The organism is Allorhizobium sonneratiae, from assembly GCF_023700755.1.
Lineage (GTDB): Bacteria > Pseudomonadota > Alphaproteobacteria > Rhizobiales > Rhizobiaceae > Allorhizobium > Allorhizobium sonneratiae.
In genome coordinates this window covers 146126-161308 of sequence record NZ_JAMKOJ010000008.1, presented here as the reverse complement: position 1 = coordinate 161308, position 15183 = coordinate 146126, and the positions used below count along the sequence as shown (strand labels likewise).

The 15183-nt window shown below is 60.0% G+C and carries 11 protein-coding genes; 2 read left to right on the top strand and 9 right to left on the bottom strand.

Features of this window, described 5'->3' with window-relative positions:
* Position 1: 1 nt before the first annotated feature.
* The 5 genes from cobJ to NAC44_RS15410 form a co-directional block, all read right to left on the bottom strand.
* Positions 2 to 1825 (bottom strand): precorrin-3B C(17)-methyltransferase, encoded by a 1824-nt coding sequence (gene cobJ, locus NAC44_RS15430; RefSeq protein ID WP_250942171.1) that lies wholly within the window; start codon positions 1823 to 1825, stop codon positions 2 to 4.
* Positions 1818 to 2540: a precorrin-2 C(20)-methyltransferase gene (gene cobI, locus NAC44_RS15425; protein WP_250942170.1), complete on the bottom strand. Its 723-nt coding sequence runs from the start codon at positions 2538 to 2540 to the stop codon at positions 1818 to 1820. Before cobI ends, cobJ begins: the two co-directional genes overlap by 8 nt.
* A complete protein-coding gene (gene cbiE / locus NAC44_RS15420) occupies positions 2537 to 3748 on the bottom strand; it encodes a precorrin-6y C5,15-methyltransferase (decarboxylating) subunit CbiE (RefSeq protein WP_250942168.1) in 1212 nt (403 codons plus the stop codon). Before cbiE ends, cobI begins: the two co-directional genes overlap by 4 nt.
* Positions 3741 to 4403 carry a precorrin-8X methylmutase gene (locus NAC44_RS15415; protein WP_250942334.1) on the bottom strand — a complete coding sequence of 221 codons (663 nt, stop codon included), beginning with the start codon at positions 4401 to 4403 and terminating at the stop codon, positions 3741 to 3743. Before NAC44_RS15415 ends, cbiE begins: the two co-directional genes overlap by 8 nt.
* Before the next feature lie 906 nt (positions 4404 to 5309).
* Positions 5310 to 6650: a sirohydrochlorin chelatase gene (locus tag NAC44_RS15410; protein ID WP_250942166.1), complete on the bottom strand. Its 1341-nt coding sequence runs from the start codon at positions 6648 to 6650 to the stop codon at positions 5310 to 5312.
* Positions 6651 to 6924: 274 nt separating this feature from the next.
* Here NAC44_RS15410 and NAC44_RS15405 point away from each other — a divergent pair, with 274 nt between their 5' ends.
* A complete protein-coding gene (locus NAC44_RS15405; RefSeq protein WP_250942164.1) occupies positions 6925 to 7710 on the top strand; it encodes a TSUP family transporter in 786 nt (261 codons plus the stop codon).
* A 334-nt stretch (positions 7711 to 8044) separates the two neighbouring features.
* Positions 8045 to 9343: a membrane dipeptidase gene (locus NAC44_RS15400; protein WP_250942162.1), complete on the top strand. Its 1299-nt coding sequence runs from the start codon at positions 8045 to 8047 to the stop codon at positions 9341 to 9343.
* Here NAC44_RS15400 and NAC44_RS15395 read toward each other — a convergent pair.
* From NAC44_RS15395 to cobW, 4 genes are read right to left on the bottom strand one after another with little or no spacing between them, the layout of a single operon-like run.
* Positions 9286 to 9711 (bottom strand): EamA family transporter, encoded by a 426-nt coding sequence (locus tag NAC44_RS15395; protein WP_250942160.1) that lies wholly within the window; start codon positions 9709 to 9711, stop codon positions 9286 to 9288. The two genes, NAC44_RS15400 and NAC44_RS15395, sit on opposite strands and share 58 nt — an antisense overlap.
* Positions 9711 to 10343, bottom strand: a complete 633-nt coding sequence (gene cobO, locus NAC44_RS15390) for a cob(I)yrinic acid a,c-diamide adenosyltransferase (protein WP_250942158.1) — start codon at positions 10341 to 10343, stop codon at positions 9711 to 9713. Before cobO ends, NAC44_RS15395 begins: the two co-directional genes overlap by 1 nt.
* A 12-nt stretch (positions 10344 to 10355) precedes the next feature.
* Positions 10356 to 14102, bottom strand: coding sequence for a cobaltochelatase subunit CobN (gene cobN / locus NAC44_RS15385; RefSeq protein WP_250942156.1), 3747 nt, complete (start codon positions 14100 to 14102; stop codon positions 10356 to 10358).
* 3 nt (positions 14103 to 14105) lie between these two features.
* Positions 14106 to 15179 (bottom strand): cobalamin biosynthesis protein CobW, encoded by a 1074-nt coding sequence (gene cobW, locus NAC44_RS15380; RefSeq protein ID WP_250942154.1) that lies wholly within the window; start codon positions 15177 to 15179, stop codon positions 14106 to 14108.
* Positions 15180 to 15183 lie beyond the last annotated feature (4 nt).

The following is a 15183-nucleotide window of genomic DNA, read 5'->3' as shown; positions in this document are numbered from 1 at the left end:
CTCAGTCTTCCTTTACCATGCCAGTGCCTGCCTTGCCGGAATAGCCGCGCGGCGTATAGACCCATGTTTTGCCGTCACCCATCCGCACACACCGGCTCTCGGAGGAGCCGACCACCACCACAGTCAGCATATCGACATCATCGACATTCAGGTCGCCAAGCGGCACAATCCGCAACGTCTCACCCGGACGTCCGAGATTGGTGGCAAGAATGACCGGCGTATCGGCGGGGCGGAATTTCAGCAGCGCATCCCGCGCATAGGCAAGCTGGGTGCGGCGCTTCATTGAGACGGGATTGTAGAAAGCGATGACGAAATCGCCCTCACCCGCCGCCTGTACCCGCCGTTTTATATGCTCCCACGGTGTCAAAAGATCAGACAGCGAGATGGTGCAGAAATCATGGCCGAGCGGAGCACCGGCACGCGCTGCCGCAGCCTGAAGGGCGGAAATGCCGGGCGAGACCTGTACCTCGATGCGCCGTGCCGCATCAGACACGCCGCCCTTGTCAAACAGCTCGAACACCAGCGTCGCCATCGCATAAATCCCGGCATCGCCGGAGCAGACAAGCGACACAGTCTTGCCCTCGCCCGCCAGCTCCATGGCGTGCACCACGCGGGCTTCTTCCTTGCCAAGATCGAAATCATGGCGGGCCTTGCCCTGAACCAGCGGCCCAAGCAAATCCAGATAGAGCGAATAGCCAATCAGATCGCTGCTGTCTGCGACCATTCGGCTCACTTCCGGCGAGCGCCAGCCTTCGGACCCCGGCCCGATGCCGACGACGAAGAGCTTGCCGCGCGCCCGGCCCATGGGAAGAATATCGAGCGGGGATTCTGCCCGGCCAATTGCGGCTGTCACACCTTTACCCTTGCGCTTGGCCAGCGCGAGAGCACCATCCTGACCGACGGCGGCAAGGGCCGCCCCTTCCGCCACGCCATGGCAGCCGACCTCGGCAAAGACAACATCCGATGGATTTTGCAGCCGATCCCGCTCGGCCTCCAGCATTTCAGCGGTGAAAAACCGGGCAGGCACGGAAAAATGTGCTGCAACTGCATGAAGAGCCGCCTCATCCGCCTTGAGATCAATGGAGGCAAGTGCCGCGAGACTTTCGCGTGCATAACCACCCGCAGCCAACAGCTCTTCGGCAAGCGCAATGGCCTCGGCACTGTCGGCGTGACGTTCCGCCCCCATGCCGAGCACAAGGGTTTTTGGGTGATAGACCAGCTCCAGCGGACTGGGCGTCGTGACGCGATCGGTGACGGTCAGTGTGACCGGACCGTTCTCGGCAAAAGGCAGACGCGATGTTTCAAGCCAGTCCGCCTTACCATTGAGGCGCACACTCACGCCCGCGACAAGTTCGGCCATCACCGCCTTGGCCTGATCGGGATTGGCCAGCACATAGCCTTCCGGTGGCTGATCGAGCGCCACGCCAAAGCGCAGATCGCCCGCCGTGGTGATGGCGGCATGGGTTTGTAAAGAGCCAGCAATCTGGCGGGCAAGATCGTTTGCCCCATGGTGACCACCAAGAAGCGGCACGACCGAGGCCCCGTCTTCCGAAAGCGCAATGACCGGCGGTTCCTGCTGCTTGCCGGACAGAACCGGCGCCAGCAGGCGGATCAGTGCACCGGAGGCCATGATGGCGATGATCGAACGCCCGGCCTGAAACAGGGCCTGTAGATGGGGCTTCACTGCCTCGAAACCGAGATCGGCCCCGCTCACGCGGGACGTTGCGCCATGCACCTCGCCGCCCGTTATCTCTGCCACGCGCCGGGCAAGCGGCAGCGCCGTCTGCGAGAGGATGACGATAACGGGTTTGTCTGGCTCAGGCATCGCGGTCTTTCTGTGTCAGTTGTTCCTGACCCTTGTAAATCAGGATCATCGAAAAATAGGGAGCGCTGTCTTCCGCCACCTCGGCAAGCGGCAGAATGCGTTCTTCCGGCAGCGTCACGCGCTCGATATAGCAGGCAAAAGGGGTCAGCCCCATCGCATCGAGCAGCGCGCGGATGCGTGGAAAATGCCGTCCGAGCTTGATGATCGCCGCCGCATCCGTGCTCTCCAGCCGGGCACGCAGATCGTCATTGGCAAGCGGCCCCGGCAACACGGTCAACACCTCATTGCGCGCCGCAAGCAGCCGCCCGGACTGCGCCGCCGCCGCCATGACCGAGGAAATGCCCGGCACGATCACGGTGTCGTAGCGCTCCGCCAACCGGGAAAACAGATAGATGAAGGAACCGTAGAAAAACGGATCGCCCTCACAGAGAACCGCAACATCAGACCCGGCATCAAGGTGATGCGACAGCATCTCCGCCGCAAGGTCATAGACCTCCTGCGCCGGAAACCGCTCCACCCGCATCGGCACGACAATCGGCACTTCCAATTGATCGGCACGAAGATAGGGGGCGGCAATGCGGCGGGCAAAGCTTGGGCCGGTATCGGGCGCCGGATAGGCAATCACAGGTGCAGAGGTCAGGATGCGGTGGGCTTTCAGCGTGATCAGTTCAGGATCACCGGGGCCAAGGCCCAGACCGTAGAGGGTTCCGCTCATTTCACCACGCTCCAGATCGTCACCGGCATCAGCGATTTCCAGCCGCAATAACGCCCGACCGGGGCCGCACGGGCAACGGACAGCCGGATCATCTCGCCGCCATGAAGGCCCCGCAGCTCGGTAAGCCGCGCCTCACCTTCCAGCGTCACGGCATTGGCCACCAGCCGCCCGCCGGGCTTCAAAACCTGCCAGCAGGTCTCGAACACACCAAGCCCTGTGATGCCGCCGCCGATGAAGATCGCATCCGGCGGCTCCTGCCCTGAAAGGCAGGCGGGGGCCTGCCCTTCGACGATGTCGAGATCCGGCGTGCCGAGCGTCTCGGCATTGTCGCGCATCATGGCGATCCGTTCCGTCTTCTGCTCGAAGGCGATGGCGCGCGTGCCCATGCCGAGCCGCAGCCACTCAATGGCGACCGAGCCGCAGCCTGCCCCAACATCGTAGAGAAGCGCGTTGGGAAAGGGTGAAAGCTTTGCCAGCGTCACTGCCCTGACCTCGCTTTTGGTCAATTGTCCATCATGGCGAAAAACCTCATCCGGCAGACCGGGCAGCGGCGGCAGGTTCGGGCCCTGCCCGCAATCGATCGCCAGCGTATTAAAGTCTGCAAACACGTCGTTCGTGGCACAAAGCTCTACTGCCGTCATGACGATATGCCGCTCAACGACCCCGCCCATGTGCTCCAGCACATGGCAGAGAGCCGCGCCAAAGCCGCGTTCAACAAGACGCTTCGCCGCCTGTTTGACACTGTCGCCATTCGAGGTCAGCGCCAGAATGCGGGCCTGCGGCAGGATATGGCGGTTGAGATGGCTGAGCGGACGGCCATGCAAGGATATCTGCGCCACCGCCTGCAAGGGCCAATGCAGCCGGGCAGCGGCCAGAGAAAAGGCCGAGGGACTGGGCAGCACCCGCATCTCCTCCGGCTTCATAGAGCGCAGCAGGGTTGCACCGATGCCGTAATGCATCGGATCTCCGGTAGCCAGCACCGTGACCGGCTTGCCTTTCAGCGACAGAACCGCCTCCAGCGTGGGGCGAAACCCGGCTCCCCATGTCAGAATGCGCTTCACCTGCGGCAGGCTTTGCCCGGCCAGCGCTTCCAGCCGCTCGCCCACCACCAGCACCTCGGTTTGATCGAGGGCGCGGCGCTGCTGCGGGCTCAAACTGTCGAGACCGCTATCGCCCATACCGATGATGGTGAGCCAGGCCTCAGTCATGCCCGCCAAGCCCTCCGGCCAGTGCATTCAGCGCCGCAGACGCGATGGCAGAACCACCACGCCTTCCTTTCAGGGTAATGAAAGGCACGCCACGGCTGTTTGCGGCCAGTTCCGCCTTGCTTTCGGCTGCCCCGACGAAACCCACCGGAAAGCCGAGGATCGCCGCCGGTTTTGGCGCGCCCTGATCGAGCTTTTCCAGAAGACGATAAAGAGCGGTCGGCGCATTGCCGATCACCACCACCGCCCCATCCAGCATCGGCAGCCAGAGGTCCACCTGAGCCGCCGACAGCGTTGTCGTATTCCAGGCTGCCAGCGGGCGCACCCGCACATCCTTCAACAGGCAGACCACCTCGTTTTGCGCTGGCAGCAGCTTCTGGATAATGCCATGGCGGACCATTTCCGCATCACATAAAACCGGCGCACCGGCTGCAAGCGCCGCGGCCCCCGCCTGCACCACGTTTTCAGAAAACTGAATGTCTTCTGCCACATCCACCATGCCGCAGGCATGGATCAGCCGAATGATCATCGGCTGCAGATCGGCGGGAAAGCGCGAAAGATCGGCCTCATCGCGGATCATGGCAAAGGATTGCCGATAGATTTCGGCGGGAGAGCGCAGATATTCCAGCCCCGGCCGCGCATCCTTCTCACCTGTCATGCCGTCATTCAAAGAAACGACTGTCTCAATCACCTTATGCCCCGTCCCCAAAATCCAGCCTTCTTCCTTAAGCGCGCACCCCACATGCGCATTGCTCAAGCCATCAGGCCGTTCCAATAATTTTTTCAAAAGGCCAGCACTATCAAGTCGGAGAAACTCCGCCGCCATATGGCGCACTTGAGCCTGATCCTTCACCTCGCCTTCTTGCACACTGGCGGTAAAAAGCGAGGGATAGATTTCCGCAAACAGAATCTCTGCCGAAAAATCAGAGGAAAACCCGGTTTCGAACGGCCAGACAGCCAGTTTGCACCGTTCAGGATGACCTTCGAGAAAAGCCGAAAGCCGGGCAATGCCCAGCATGGACTGACTGCCGACCGATCCGGCATAGGCCATCTGGAACACAGACTTCGCCGTTTTCGCTGCCTGCTCCGTCAGGCGAAGCGCAAAAGGCGGATCGCGTGGCACCGGCACGCGCTTTTCCGGCAGGTTTTTCAATTCAAGACCAGCAGGCCTGCCCCAGAACCGTGGCGCATCGGCAAAACAATCCCGGTTCCAGCGATCGGCGACAAGAAAGCGGTTGTTACGATTGTCCGTATCATCCTCAATGTCCCGTTCCAGCGCCCGCCACACGCTTTGCCAACCAGCCTCGCCGGTGATGCGCTGAGCCGTACCTTCCGGATAGGCAAAGGAGAAATCGAAACCAGCCAGCAGACGCTTTCCTGACGCAAGCGTCTCGTCCACCAGCGTTGAAAGCCGCGCCATGAAGGCGGCGCGGGTTGGAAAATTCTCCAGCCAGACAAGGCCCGCATCCTGTTCGACAAGACAGGCCCAGAGCGAATTGCTCCCCGTTACCGGGCGGTTCGCGCCGGACCAGTCGACGATCAGAATGCTGTCGAACAGCGCCATTCAGCGTTTCTTGCTCATGGATTTCGGCCCCAGCGGATGATCGGCATGCGGATAGGGCGCATGATGATGGCCATGCTCATGGTCATGCGCGTGGCCATGGTGGTGATCATGGTGCTCGTGATGATGGTCGTGACCATGACTGTGATCGTGGGCGTGATCATGATGGTGATGGCCGCATCCGCAATTCGGCCCATGCTCGTGCCCATGATGATCCTGATATGTGCCGGTTGATGGCGCCGTCATCACTGCCTCCAGTTCCGCATCGGGCGCGGCGTTGAGGAGATGACCATATTTGCCGCCCAATGTCGTCGAAACGGTGTAATCGAAGGCGGGTGTGAGCGGGTTCGGCTCGGCATGGCTGTGCACTGACGTCCAGGGCAGACCATGCTTTTGACAGAAATCCGGATCGCGACAGGAGGCATCGCAATCGCCCTTGCAGGGACAGTTTTCCAGCCCCCCGCCAATGCCTTCGACATGATGGTGATGGCTTTCCTGCGGCAGGCCGAGATGGGCTTCAAAGCCTAAAACCTGCTCACGATATTTGCACATCTGGCAGTTCATCACCGCCGCACCGTCGAGGATTTCCTTGACCCTATCCTGAAAGGCATCGAGCACCAGCGGATGATCGTTCAGATAAGGCGCCTTGACGAACTGGATCTGCGGATGGCGGGCCGCCACCTCGTCGGTATAGCTGTAGATGCGCTTCACCAGCACGCCGGTAAAGAGAAAATAGGGAAAGACGACAATGCGCTTGTAGCCGAGCTTTGCCGCATGGGTGAGCCCCGGCTCGACCAGCGGAAAGGTCACGCCGGAATAGCAGGTCTCGCCCCAGCCGAAGCCCATGCCTTCCCAGAGCATGCGCATCACTTTGGCGACATTGGAATTGGCATCGGGATCGGACGAGCCGCGCCCCACCACCATCAACAGCGTCTCATGCTTGTCAACAAAACCATGTTCGGCATTGGCGGCATCGATGGCGGATTGAATCCGGTCGCCCGCCGCACGGATCATTTTCAGGTCAATGCCAAGCTCACGACCGTAATTGATGACGAAACCCGGATGCTGCGCCTGATAGGTGTTGAGCACGGAGGGAATGTCGTTCTTGGCGTGACCGGCCGCAAAAAGCATGCCCGGCACGGCCAAAACCCGCGTCACCCCCTGTTCGCGCAGGCTGTCGAGACCGGCGGCAATCACAGGATTGCAAAATTCCAGATAGCCGTATTCCACCGGCATATCGGGATTTTTCGCCTTCAACGCCTCGGCGATGACAGCAAATTCGCGTGCCGCATTCTGATTGCGGCTGCCGTGGCCGCAGACCATGATTCCGAGTTTTTCCGCCATGTGCTCAAGGCCCTTCTGCTTCGTTCAATCGATATGTACGAAGCGCCGGACCCTTGCCGAAGGCAAGCATTTCCATGGCATTTGGACAGCTCCGGACTTGGCCCTCGGATTGAGTCAGCCGCACCGGACCGCAGCCTGTCGAACAGGCGCCGTCGCACATCTGTCTTTCATTTAGCGAAGGGGGCTTGCCCGGTCAAACCGGAATCGACAGGCTTGCGAAAAAGCAATGCGAATGCCATGAACAAAAGCCTACTTCCCTTACGGATTTCTATAAATGACCGATATTGCCTTCCAGACATTCCTGTTCCTGTTTTTTGCAGCTTTTACAGCCGGTTTTATCGATTCCATCGCCGGTGGCGGCGGGTTGATCACCATTCCCGCTTTGCTGATTGCCGGTATTCCACCGCTGGAATCGCTCGGCACCAACAAGCTGCAAGGCATGTTCGGCTCAGCCTCGGCAACGATTGCCTATGCCCGCAAGGGCCATGTGAACCTGAAGAAACAATTGCCCATGGCCGCCATGGCGCTTTTGGGCAGCATGATCGGCGCCAGCATCACCACCTTCGTGCCGGGCGATGTGCTCAAAGCATTTATGCCACTGCTTCTCATCGCCATTGCCGTCTATTTCGCCGTCAAACCGAACATGTCGGATGTCGACAGCCATCAGCGGATTTCACCCTTCGTTTTTGGCCTCACCTTTGCACCGCTGGTCGGGATGTATGATGGCATTTTTGGCCCAGGAGCAGGCTCGTTTTACATGCTCTCCTTCGTCGCCATGGCCGGTTCCGGCATGCTGAAAGCGACCGCCCATACCAAGCTCTTGAATTTCGGCTCCAATATCGGTGCGTTCCTGATCTTCGTTTTCAATGGCGTGATTTTATGGAAACTCGGTATCGTCATGGGGATCGGCCAGTTTCTCGGCGCCCAGACCGGCTCCAGACTGGCGATGAAAAACGGGGCAAAGCTGATCAAACCACTGCTGATCGTCACCTGCGTCTGCCTTGCCGGAAAACTGCTGCTCGACCCGACAAATCCGCTGCGCGTCTGGATTGGCGTGTAAGCCCCTGTCATATTTGCGGGATAGAAGACCAGATAAGCCGACGTCTTTCTACAGGCCGTCGCCGCACAACCATGCCATAAACTGGCGTGATTTTTGCTTTTAACCATTCACATTTCGCAATGCAGCGCTTGAGCATCGTTCCGTGAAACCTGCGTAGCGGTTTTCCATCCGCAGATGCGGAAGAAAAACGTCAGCGCATAATCCGATCGGAGTGAAACGAGGACGCTCAAAATCATGTTTCAAAAATAATTGGTGAGAGTGTGCCAGGTTCAGATTGAACCAGACAGTCTCTCAAGACAGATTTCAGCGTCAAAATTCAGGAAAGATTTGTTCCATGGTTCTTTCTGTTTCCGCCTGTCGCAGCCTTTATCCTGAACCTCACAAGACCATCCATGAGATGGCATACCCGATCGATACGCATCTCGATTCGCTTTATCTTGCGCGGGTCAGTGGTTACGACTTCTGGAAAGGTGACTGGAAGGCGACGCGCACATCGCCTGCCATCGCCCTGATCAAGGCGATCACGCCGAAAGGGATCAACAAACCGCTCTGCGACCATGTCAGCGGCCCGGATTTCATTGCAGGCGGCTATGGCGGGGCCTGTTTCAGCGCCCATGCCTTGTGGGAAAACCTGTTTTCCGACCCGTTTTTCGATCCTTGGAAAAACTGGCTCGATCATGCCGCCTATGTCCGACAGATCGTTGAAACAAGCAGCGGACGCATGCGGCTTACCGCCACGCCCGCCGCCGTCCGGCAGGCCAAGGCAGAAGGACTGCGCTCTGCCATTCTTTCCGTCGAAGGGGCGCATGTGCTGGGCGCAACCGGCAAGGCAACGCAGGACTTGCGGCTGAAGCGCCTCACGGACATTGCAAAAGACGGTGCCGCCTATCTCACCCTCAACCATTTCTGCACCACCGATATTTCTGAAGCCGGTTATGCGCCGACCAATCCCTGGCGCAAGATCGCCGGTGGCGGGCTATCAGCTTATGGCAGACATTTCGTCGAAACCGCCATGGAGGCCGGTCTGCTGATCGATGTCTCGCACACCTCCAGTCAAGGCATTCTCGACACGGCAGCCATCGCATTGAAACGCGGCGTTCCGGTCTTTGCCTCCCATGCCGCATCCCGCAGCATAACGGCAGGCACGCAAACCAGCGCCTCGCGCCATCTCGACCGGGGCCTGAACGACGCGGCCATTCGCGCCATCGTCGAGACCGGCGGCACGATCAGCGTGATCCTCTCGCCCTATTTTCTCAAGCATGCGACGCTTGCAAACGGCAAACCGGACCGGGATGCCGATCTGGTTTTTGTCATCCGCTATTACGAGAAACTGGCGGAACTGATCGACGGCATGGGAATCACCGACGATCCATGGAAACATCTTACCTTCGGCAGCGATTTCGATGGCGGCATTTCCAGCATACCGACCGGCATGACAAGCGGCGCGGATCTGCCGAAACTGACTGAGGCCATGCTCGACGCCGGATGGCCGTCAGAACGCATTATTGATGTCTATAGCGAGAATTTTCTGCGCGTCTGGCAGGCAGCGCAGGCAAAAACCGGAGATCCATCCGCTCAAAACACCGCCAGCATGACCGCGCCCGCAGCAATCATGCCGATGGCGAGCCAGTGAATGGCCGAGAGCGTTTCGCCGAGAAAAACCACGCCGAAAATCGCCACCATGACCACGGAAAGCTTGTCCACCGGCGCTACCTGCGAGGCCTCCCCCAGCTTCAGCGCCCGGTAATAGGCAAGCCAGGAGGCCCCGGTCGCCAGACCCGACAGGACAAGGAAAAGCCAGGTCTTTGCGCCAATGGAAGAGAGCGGCTGCCATTGCCCTAAGGCAAAGACGATGGCTGCAATCACGGCAAGAATGACGACGGTGCGGATCAGGGTGGCGAGGTCCGAATTCACCCCCGCCACGCCGATCTTGCCGAAAATCGCGGTCAAAGCGGCAAAACAGGCCGAGAGAAACGCCCAGAAAGCCCAGTTCTGCGCCATCAATATTCCACTCCAATCTGCGCCTTGATGCCGGAGCGGAAGGGATGTTTGACCAGTTCCATCTCCGTCACCAGATCAGCCATTTCTATCAGCTCGTCCCGCGCATTGCGACCCGTCAGCACCACATGGGTCATAGGCGGCTTTTCGGTGGCGAGAAAATCCAGCACCTCATCCAGCGGAATATAATCATAGCGGATGGCGATGTTGATCTCATCCAGCAGCACCATGTGATGGGAAGGATCGCGGATCAACGCCTTGGCCTTTTCCCAGGCGGCGCGGGCCATTTCGGTGTCGCGGGCCTTGTCCTGCGTTTCCCAGGTAAAACCTTCGCCCATAGTGTGAAAAGCACACAGATCAGAAAAACGCGCCAGGATCAGATCACGCTCGCCGGTGGACATCGCCCCCTTGATGAACTGCACCACGGCGCATTTGCGGCCATGGGCGATGTGGCGGAAAATCATGCCGAACGCCGCGGAGGATTTGCCCTTGCCCTTGCCGGTATGCACGATGATCAGGCCCTTTTCGCCGGTCTTGGTCGCCATGATCTTGTCGCGCGCGGCTTTTTTCTTCGCCATCTTTTCCGCGTGGCGAGCAAGGTCTTCGGGCGTGGTGGGTGTCATCTCTTCTGTCATAATATCTTCCGGTCAATTGGCAGCGACAAGGTCTGTCAAATCATATTTCGCCGAATTGCTGCGGGGCGTCCAGAGCCCACGCTCTATGGCCTCCATCAACCGGGCGGCCATTTCGGAAAGCGCAGGCGGATTTTTCTCGGCCATGAAAGTGCGCACCCGGTCATCCAGCACGAAAGCGCGATAGACTGCCTCGAAATGCGGCGGCCTGACCGCGCCTGTGGTGGCGGCGAAGGCGAAGAGATAATCCACCGTGGCGGCAATCTCGAAGGCACCCTTGTAGCCATGGCGCATCACGCCCTCGATCCATTTCGGATTGACGACGCGGGCGCGCACCACCCGGCCGATTTCCTCTTCGAGCGAGCGGATCACCGGTCTTTCCGGGCGGGAATGATCGTTGTGATAGACGCCGGGACGTTTTCCCGACAGGCTTTCCACCGCCGCCGTCATGCCGCCCTCGAACTGGTAATAATCATCGCTGTCGAGAAGATCGTGTTCGCGATTGTCCTGATTCTGGATGACGGCTTCCAGCCCGCTCAGCCGCTCCTCGAAGAGGCGGCGCTCGGCCTTGCCCTCCTCGCCCGCCCCATAGGCATAGCTGCCCCAGACGAGATAGGCCTCGGCAAGATCAGTGCGATTGTCCCATAATTTTTCATCGATCAGCGCCTGAAGCCCCGCGCCGTAAGCGCCGGGTTTGGAACCGAAGACGCGGTATCCGGCCTTGCGCTGCGCCTCGGCCTCACTCAAACCGTCCTTCACCATGCGCGCCGTTTCGGCCCGCATGCGTGCGGCAACCGGATTGTCGCCCTCATCCTCCTCCAGCGCTCCGACGGCGCGCACCGCCTTGTCGAACAGCGCAATCTGATCGGGAAAGGCATCGCGGAAAAAGCCGGAAATGCGCAAGGTGACATCCACTCTTGGACGGCCAAGCTTTGCCATCGGCACAATCTCGAAGCCTGTCACCCGGCGCGATGCATTGTCCCACAGCGGCTTGACACCGATCAGCGCGAGCGCCTGGGCGATGTCGTCGCCGCCGGTGCGCATGTTCGACGTGCCCCAGGCGGTCAATCCGAAGGCGGTCGGCCAGTCGCCATGATCCTGCACATAACGGGCAATCAGAAGCTCTGCGGATTTTTGCCCCAGCGCATAAGCGGCAGGGGTCGGCACGGCGCGGCTGTCGAGCGAATAGAAATTGCGCCCCGTCGGCAACACATCGGGCCGTCCGCGTGTCGGCGCGCCCGATGGGCCGGGCGGCACGAAACGCCCATCCAAGCCTTTAAGCAATCCTGTGATTTCACCGGGACCGGAGCGGATTACGGAGGGTTTCAGCCGGGTCTCGATTTCCTGCAACACGGCCTGCGTTCTCGGCCAGTCTTGCGGGCATGGCACCTCGCCGGAGACAAAACTGGCCGCCAGCACTTCGATGCGCTCAACCGTGTCGCCGAGACTGCGCCAGGGATCATTGCTGACAGCCTCAAGAAGAACGGGCCTCTTACCGGTCCAGGGATCGGAAAAGCGGCAATCGAGCGGATCGAACGCGCTTTTTCCAAGGCAATCTTCCGCAATCGCCCGCTGCAGGCTGGCATCGCCGCCCTCACCCTGCCCGCGCGGCACCCGCGCCAGCGCCACGGTCAGATCGGTCAAAAGCCGCCCTTCCGGCGCACGGCCGAAAATATGCAGACCGTCGCGGATCTGCATTTCCTTCAGATCGCAGAGATAGGCATCGAGTTTTTCCAGCCTGACATCGGTTTCCTCACCGGGCGCAATTCCGGCATCGTCCTCAAGCCCGATATCGGCGGCAAGATCGACAATCTGCTTTTGCAACAGCCTGACCCGGCGTGGATCATGGCCAAGCGCCTGATAATATTCATCAACCAGCGCTTCGAGATCCTTCAGCGGCCCATAACTTTCCGCGCGGGTGAGCGGCGGGGTGAGGTGATCGATGATCACCGCACTTGTGCGGCGCTTGGCCTGCGTGCCCTCACCCGGATCATTGACGATGAAGGGATAAAGATGCGGCAGCGGCCCGAAGACCGCTTCGGGAAAACAGGTGTCCGATAGCGCCAGAGCCTTGCCCGGCAGCCATTCGAGATTGCCGTGCTTGCCCATGTGAATGACCGCATCGACGGCAAAGACCTGCCGCAGAAAAGCATAGAAGGCCAGATAACCATGCGGCGGCACGAGGTCGGGTGAATGATAGCTGTCTTTCGGATCGATATGATAGCCACGCGCCGGTTGAATGCCGATCATGATCTTGCCGAAGCGCATCAAGGGAAGCGCAAAGCCACCATCGATGAAAAAAGGATCCTTTTCCGCCGCACCCCATCGAGCCTCGATCTGCTGCTGCACCCGAGATGGCAAGCCGGCTAAGAACTCTCGGTAGTCGGCTAAGGATATCTGTTCGCGAACAATCCTGCCCTGAATGGCCGCATTGGTTGGCCCTTGCATCAGGGCTGCCATCAGGTGATCACCATCTTTGGGAAGATTTTGAACATCATAGCCCGATTCGGCCAGCGCTTTCAGCACTTCCATCGTGCCAGCCGGCGTATCGAGCCCGACGCCATTGCCAAGCCTGCCGTCACGGTTCGGGTAATTGGCCACGATCAGCGCGATGTGGCGCTCGCCAGCGCTTTTCCGTCGCAGCCGCACCCAGTTGGCGGCAAGGCTTGCGACAAAATTCACGCGCCCCTCATCCGGCTCATGCCGAACCAGATTGGCCTCGACCTTTGCATCATAACGGGCAACAGATTTGAACGACACCGCGCGCGTCAGCACCCGGCCATCCACCTCCGGCAGCGCCACATGCATGGCAAGATCGCGCGGATTGAGCCCCTGACTGGCCTCCTGCCACATGGCTCGGCTGGAGGAGGAAAAAATCACCTGAAGCACAATGGCGCCGTCTTCGTCCAGAACCGTGCCGGAATAATCCTCACCCGGCGATGAAACGGCAAAACCGGTGGCATTCAGCACGATCTCGGGTCTTGCCCGGGCAAAAATCGCCCGCAAAGTCTCGCTGCTCACTGCATCTTTCAGACTGGTGACAAAAACCGGCAGCGCTGCCAGCCCATGTTTCGCCAATGCCGCAATCAGCGCCTCGACGGGCGCGGTCTCGCCGCTTTGCACCAGAGCACGATAGAAGGCGATCGCGGCAATCGGACGTTTCTCATCATGTGCCACCGCCTTCCACGCCTCGACGCCAATCACGCCCTTGGCCGGCCACCAGATTCCGGCCTTGAGCAAGGGTTCGGCTCCGGCCGGCTTTTCCGCCCCGGTCAGAAGCGCCTCGGCATAGGCGATGAAGCGGGTGCTGTTTTCGCCGCCGCCTTCGCAAAGATAGGCCCAGAGCGCCTGACGATCCTCCTCGCTGACCGTGTTGAAGCCATCGAGACCGGCATCGGGCTTGTCATCGCCCGGCAGCACGGCAATCAGCGAACCGCTTTTTCGGGCAGCGGCAGCGAGCGCTTCCAGCGCGTGATGAAAATAGCTGGCTCCGCCCAGCGCCCGCACCACGATCAGCCGGGCATGGCGGGCAGTGCGTTCGATATAGGCATCCACCGACATCGGATGCTTGAGGTTCATCAGGCTGGCAAGCCGCCAGCGTTTCATGGGTGGTCGCACATCCGGACCAGCCAGAGCAGAAGCCATCGCTGCAAGCTCGGTATCGGCGGCGGAGAGAAACAGGATGTCGCCCGGCGTCTGGCCGAGATCGATCGCCTCGTCTCCATCGCTCAACGATCCTTGCCGGGCAAGCAGCAGATGCATGGCTTACACTGCCTTGCCGATGGCATCGGCAATCGCGGCCTGATCGAGATCATGCAGACCGATCACCACCAGACGGCTTTCGCGCGTTTCGCCTGACGCCCATGGCCGGTCGAAATAGCTGTCGATACGGCTGCCGACCCCCTGCACCACCAGCCGCATCGGCTTGCCCGGCACCTCGATAAAGCCCTTCAGCCGCAGCACGTCATGGGCCTCGACAATCTCTTTCAGTTTATCGACAAAACCGGCAGGATCGGCGACGGCCCCCAGCGAAACGACGAAACTGTCAAACTCGTCATGGTCGTGATGATGCTCATGCGGCTCCCCGCTGTCATGCAGGGCCTCATGTTCCAGCTCATGATGGCTCTTGCGGTTGACGATATCGGCCTCAGAGCCTGCACCGAGGCCGAGAAGCACCATGGCCGGAACCTCGCCATTTCTGGCCTCGATCAAAGCCGGTTTGCGGGCAATGCGTCCGGTCACCTCGGTCCTGACGCGGGCAAGCCCCTCGCCATCGAGAAGGTCGGTCTTGTTGAGCACAATCAGATCGGCGCAGGTCAACTGATCCTCGAACAGTTCCTCGATCGGGCTTTCGTGATCGAGACTGTCATCGTCTGCCCGCTGTGCATCCAGCCGGTCATGATCGTCGGCAAAGCGTCCGGCGGCAACGGCGGCACTATCGACCACCGTCACCACGCCATCGACGGTGACGCGGGTGCGGATATCCGGCCAGTTGAAGGCGGCGACCAACGGCTGCGGCAAAGCAAGACCCGAGGTTTCGATGACGATATGGTCGGGCCTGACCTCGCGTTCCAAAAGCTTCTGCATGGTCGGCACGAAATCATCGGCAACGGTGCAGCAGATGCAGCCATTGGTCAGTTCGATAATGTCGTCCTCGCTGCAATTGTCCGCGCCGCAGCCCTTCAGCACCTCGCCATCGACGCCGAGATCGCCGAATTCATTGATGATCAGCGCGATTTTCTTGCCGCCTGCATGCATCAGCATGTTGCGGATGATCGTCGTCTTGCCCGCACCGAGAAAACCGGTGATCACGGTGGCGGGAATTTTCTGCTGCAACATGGGG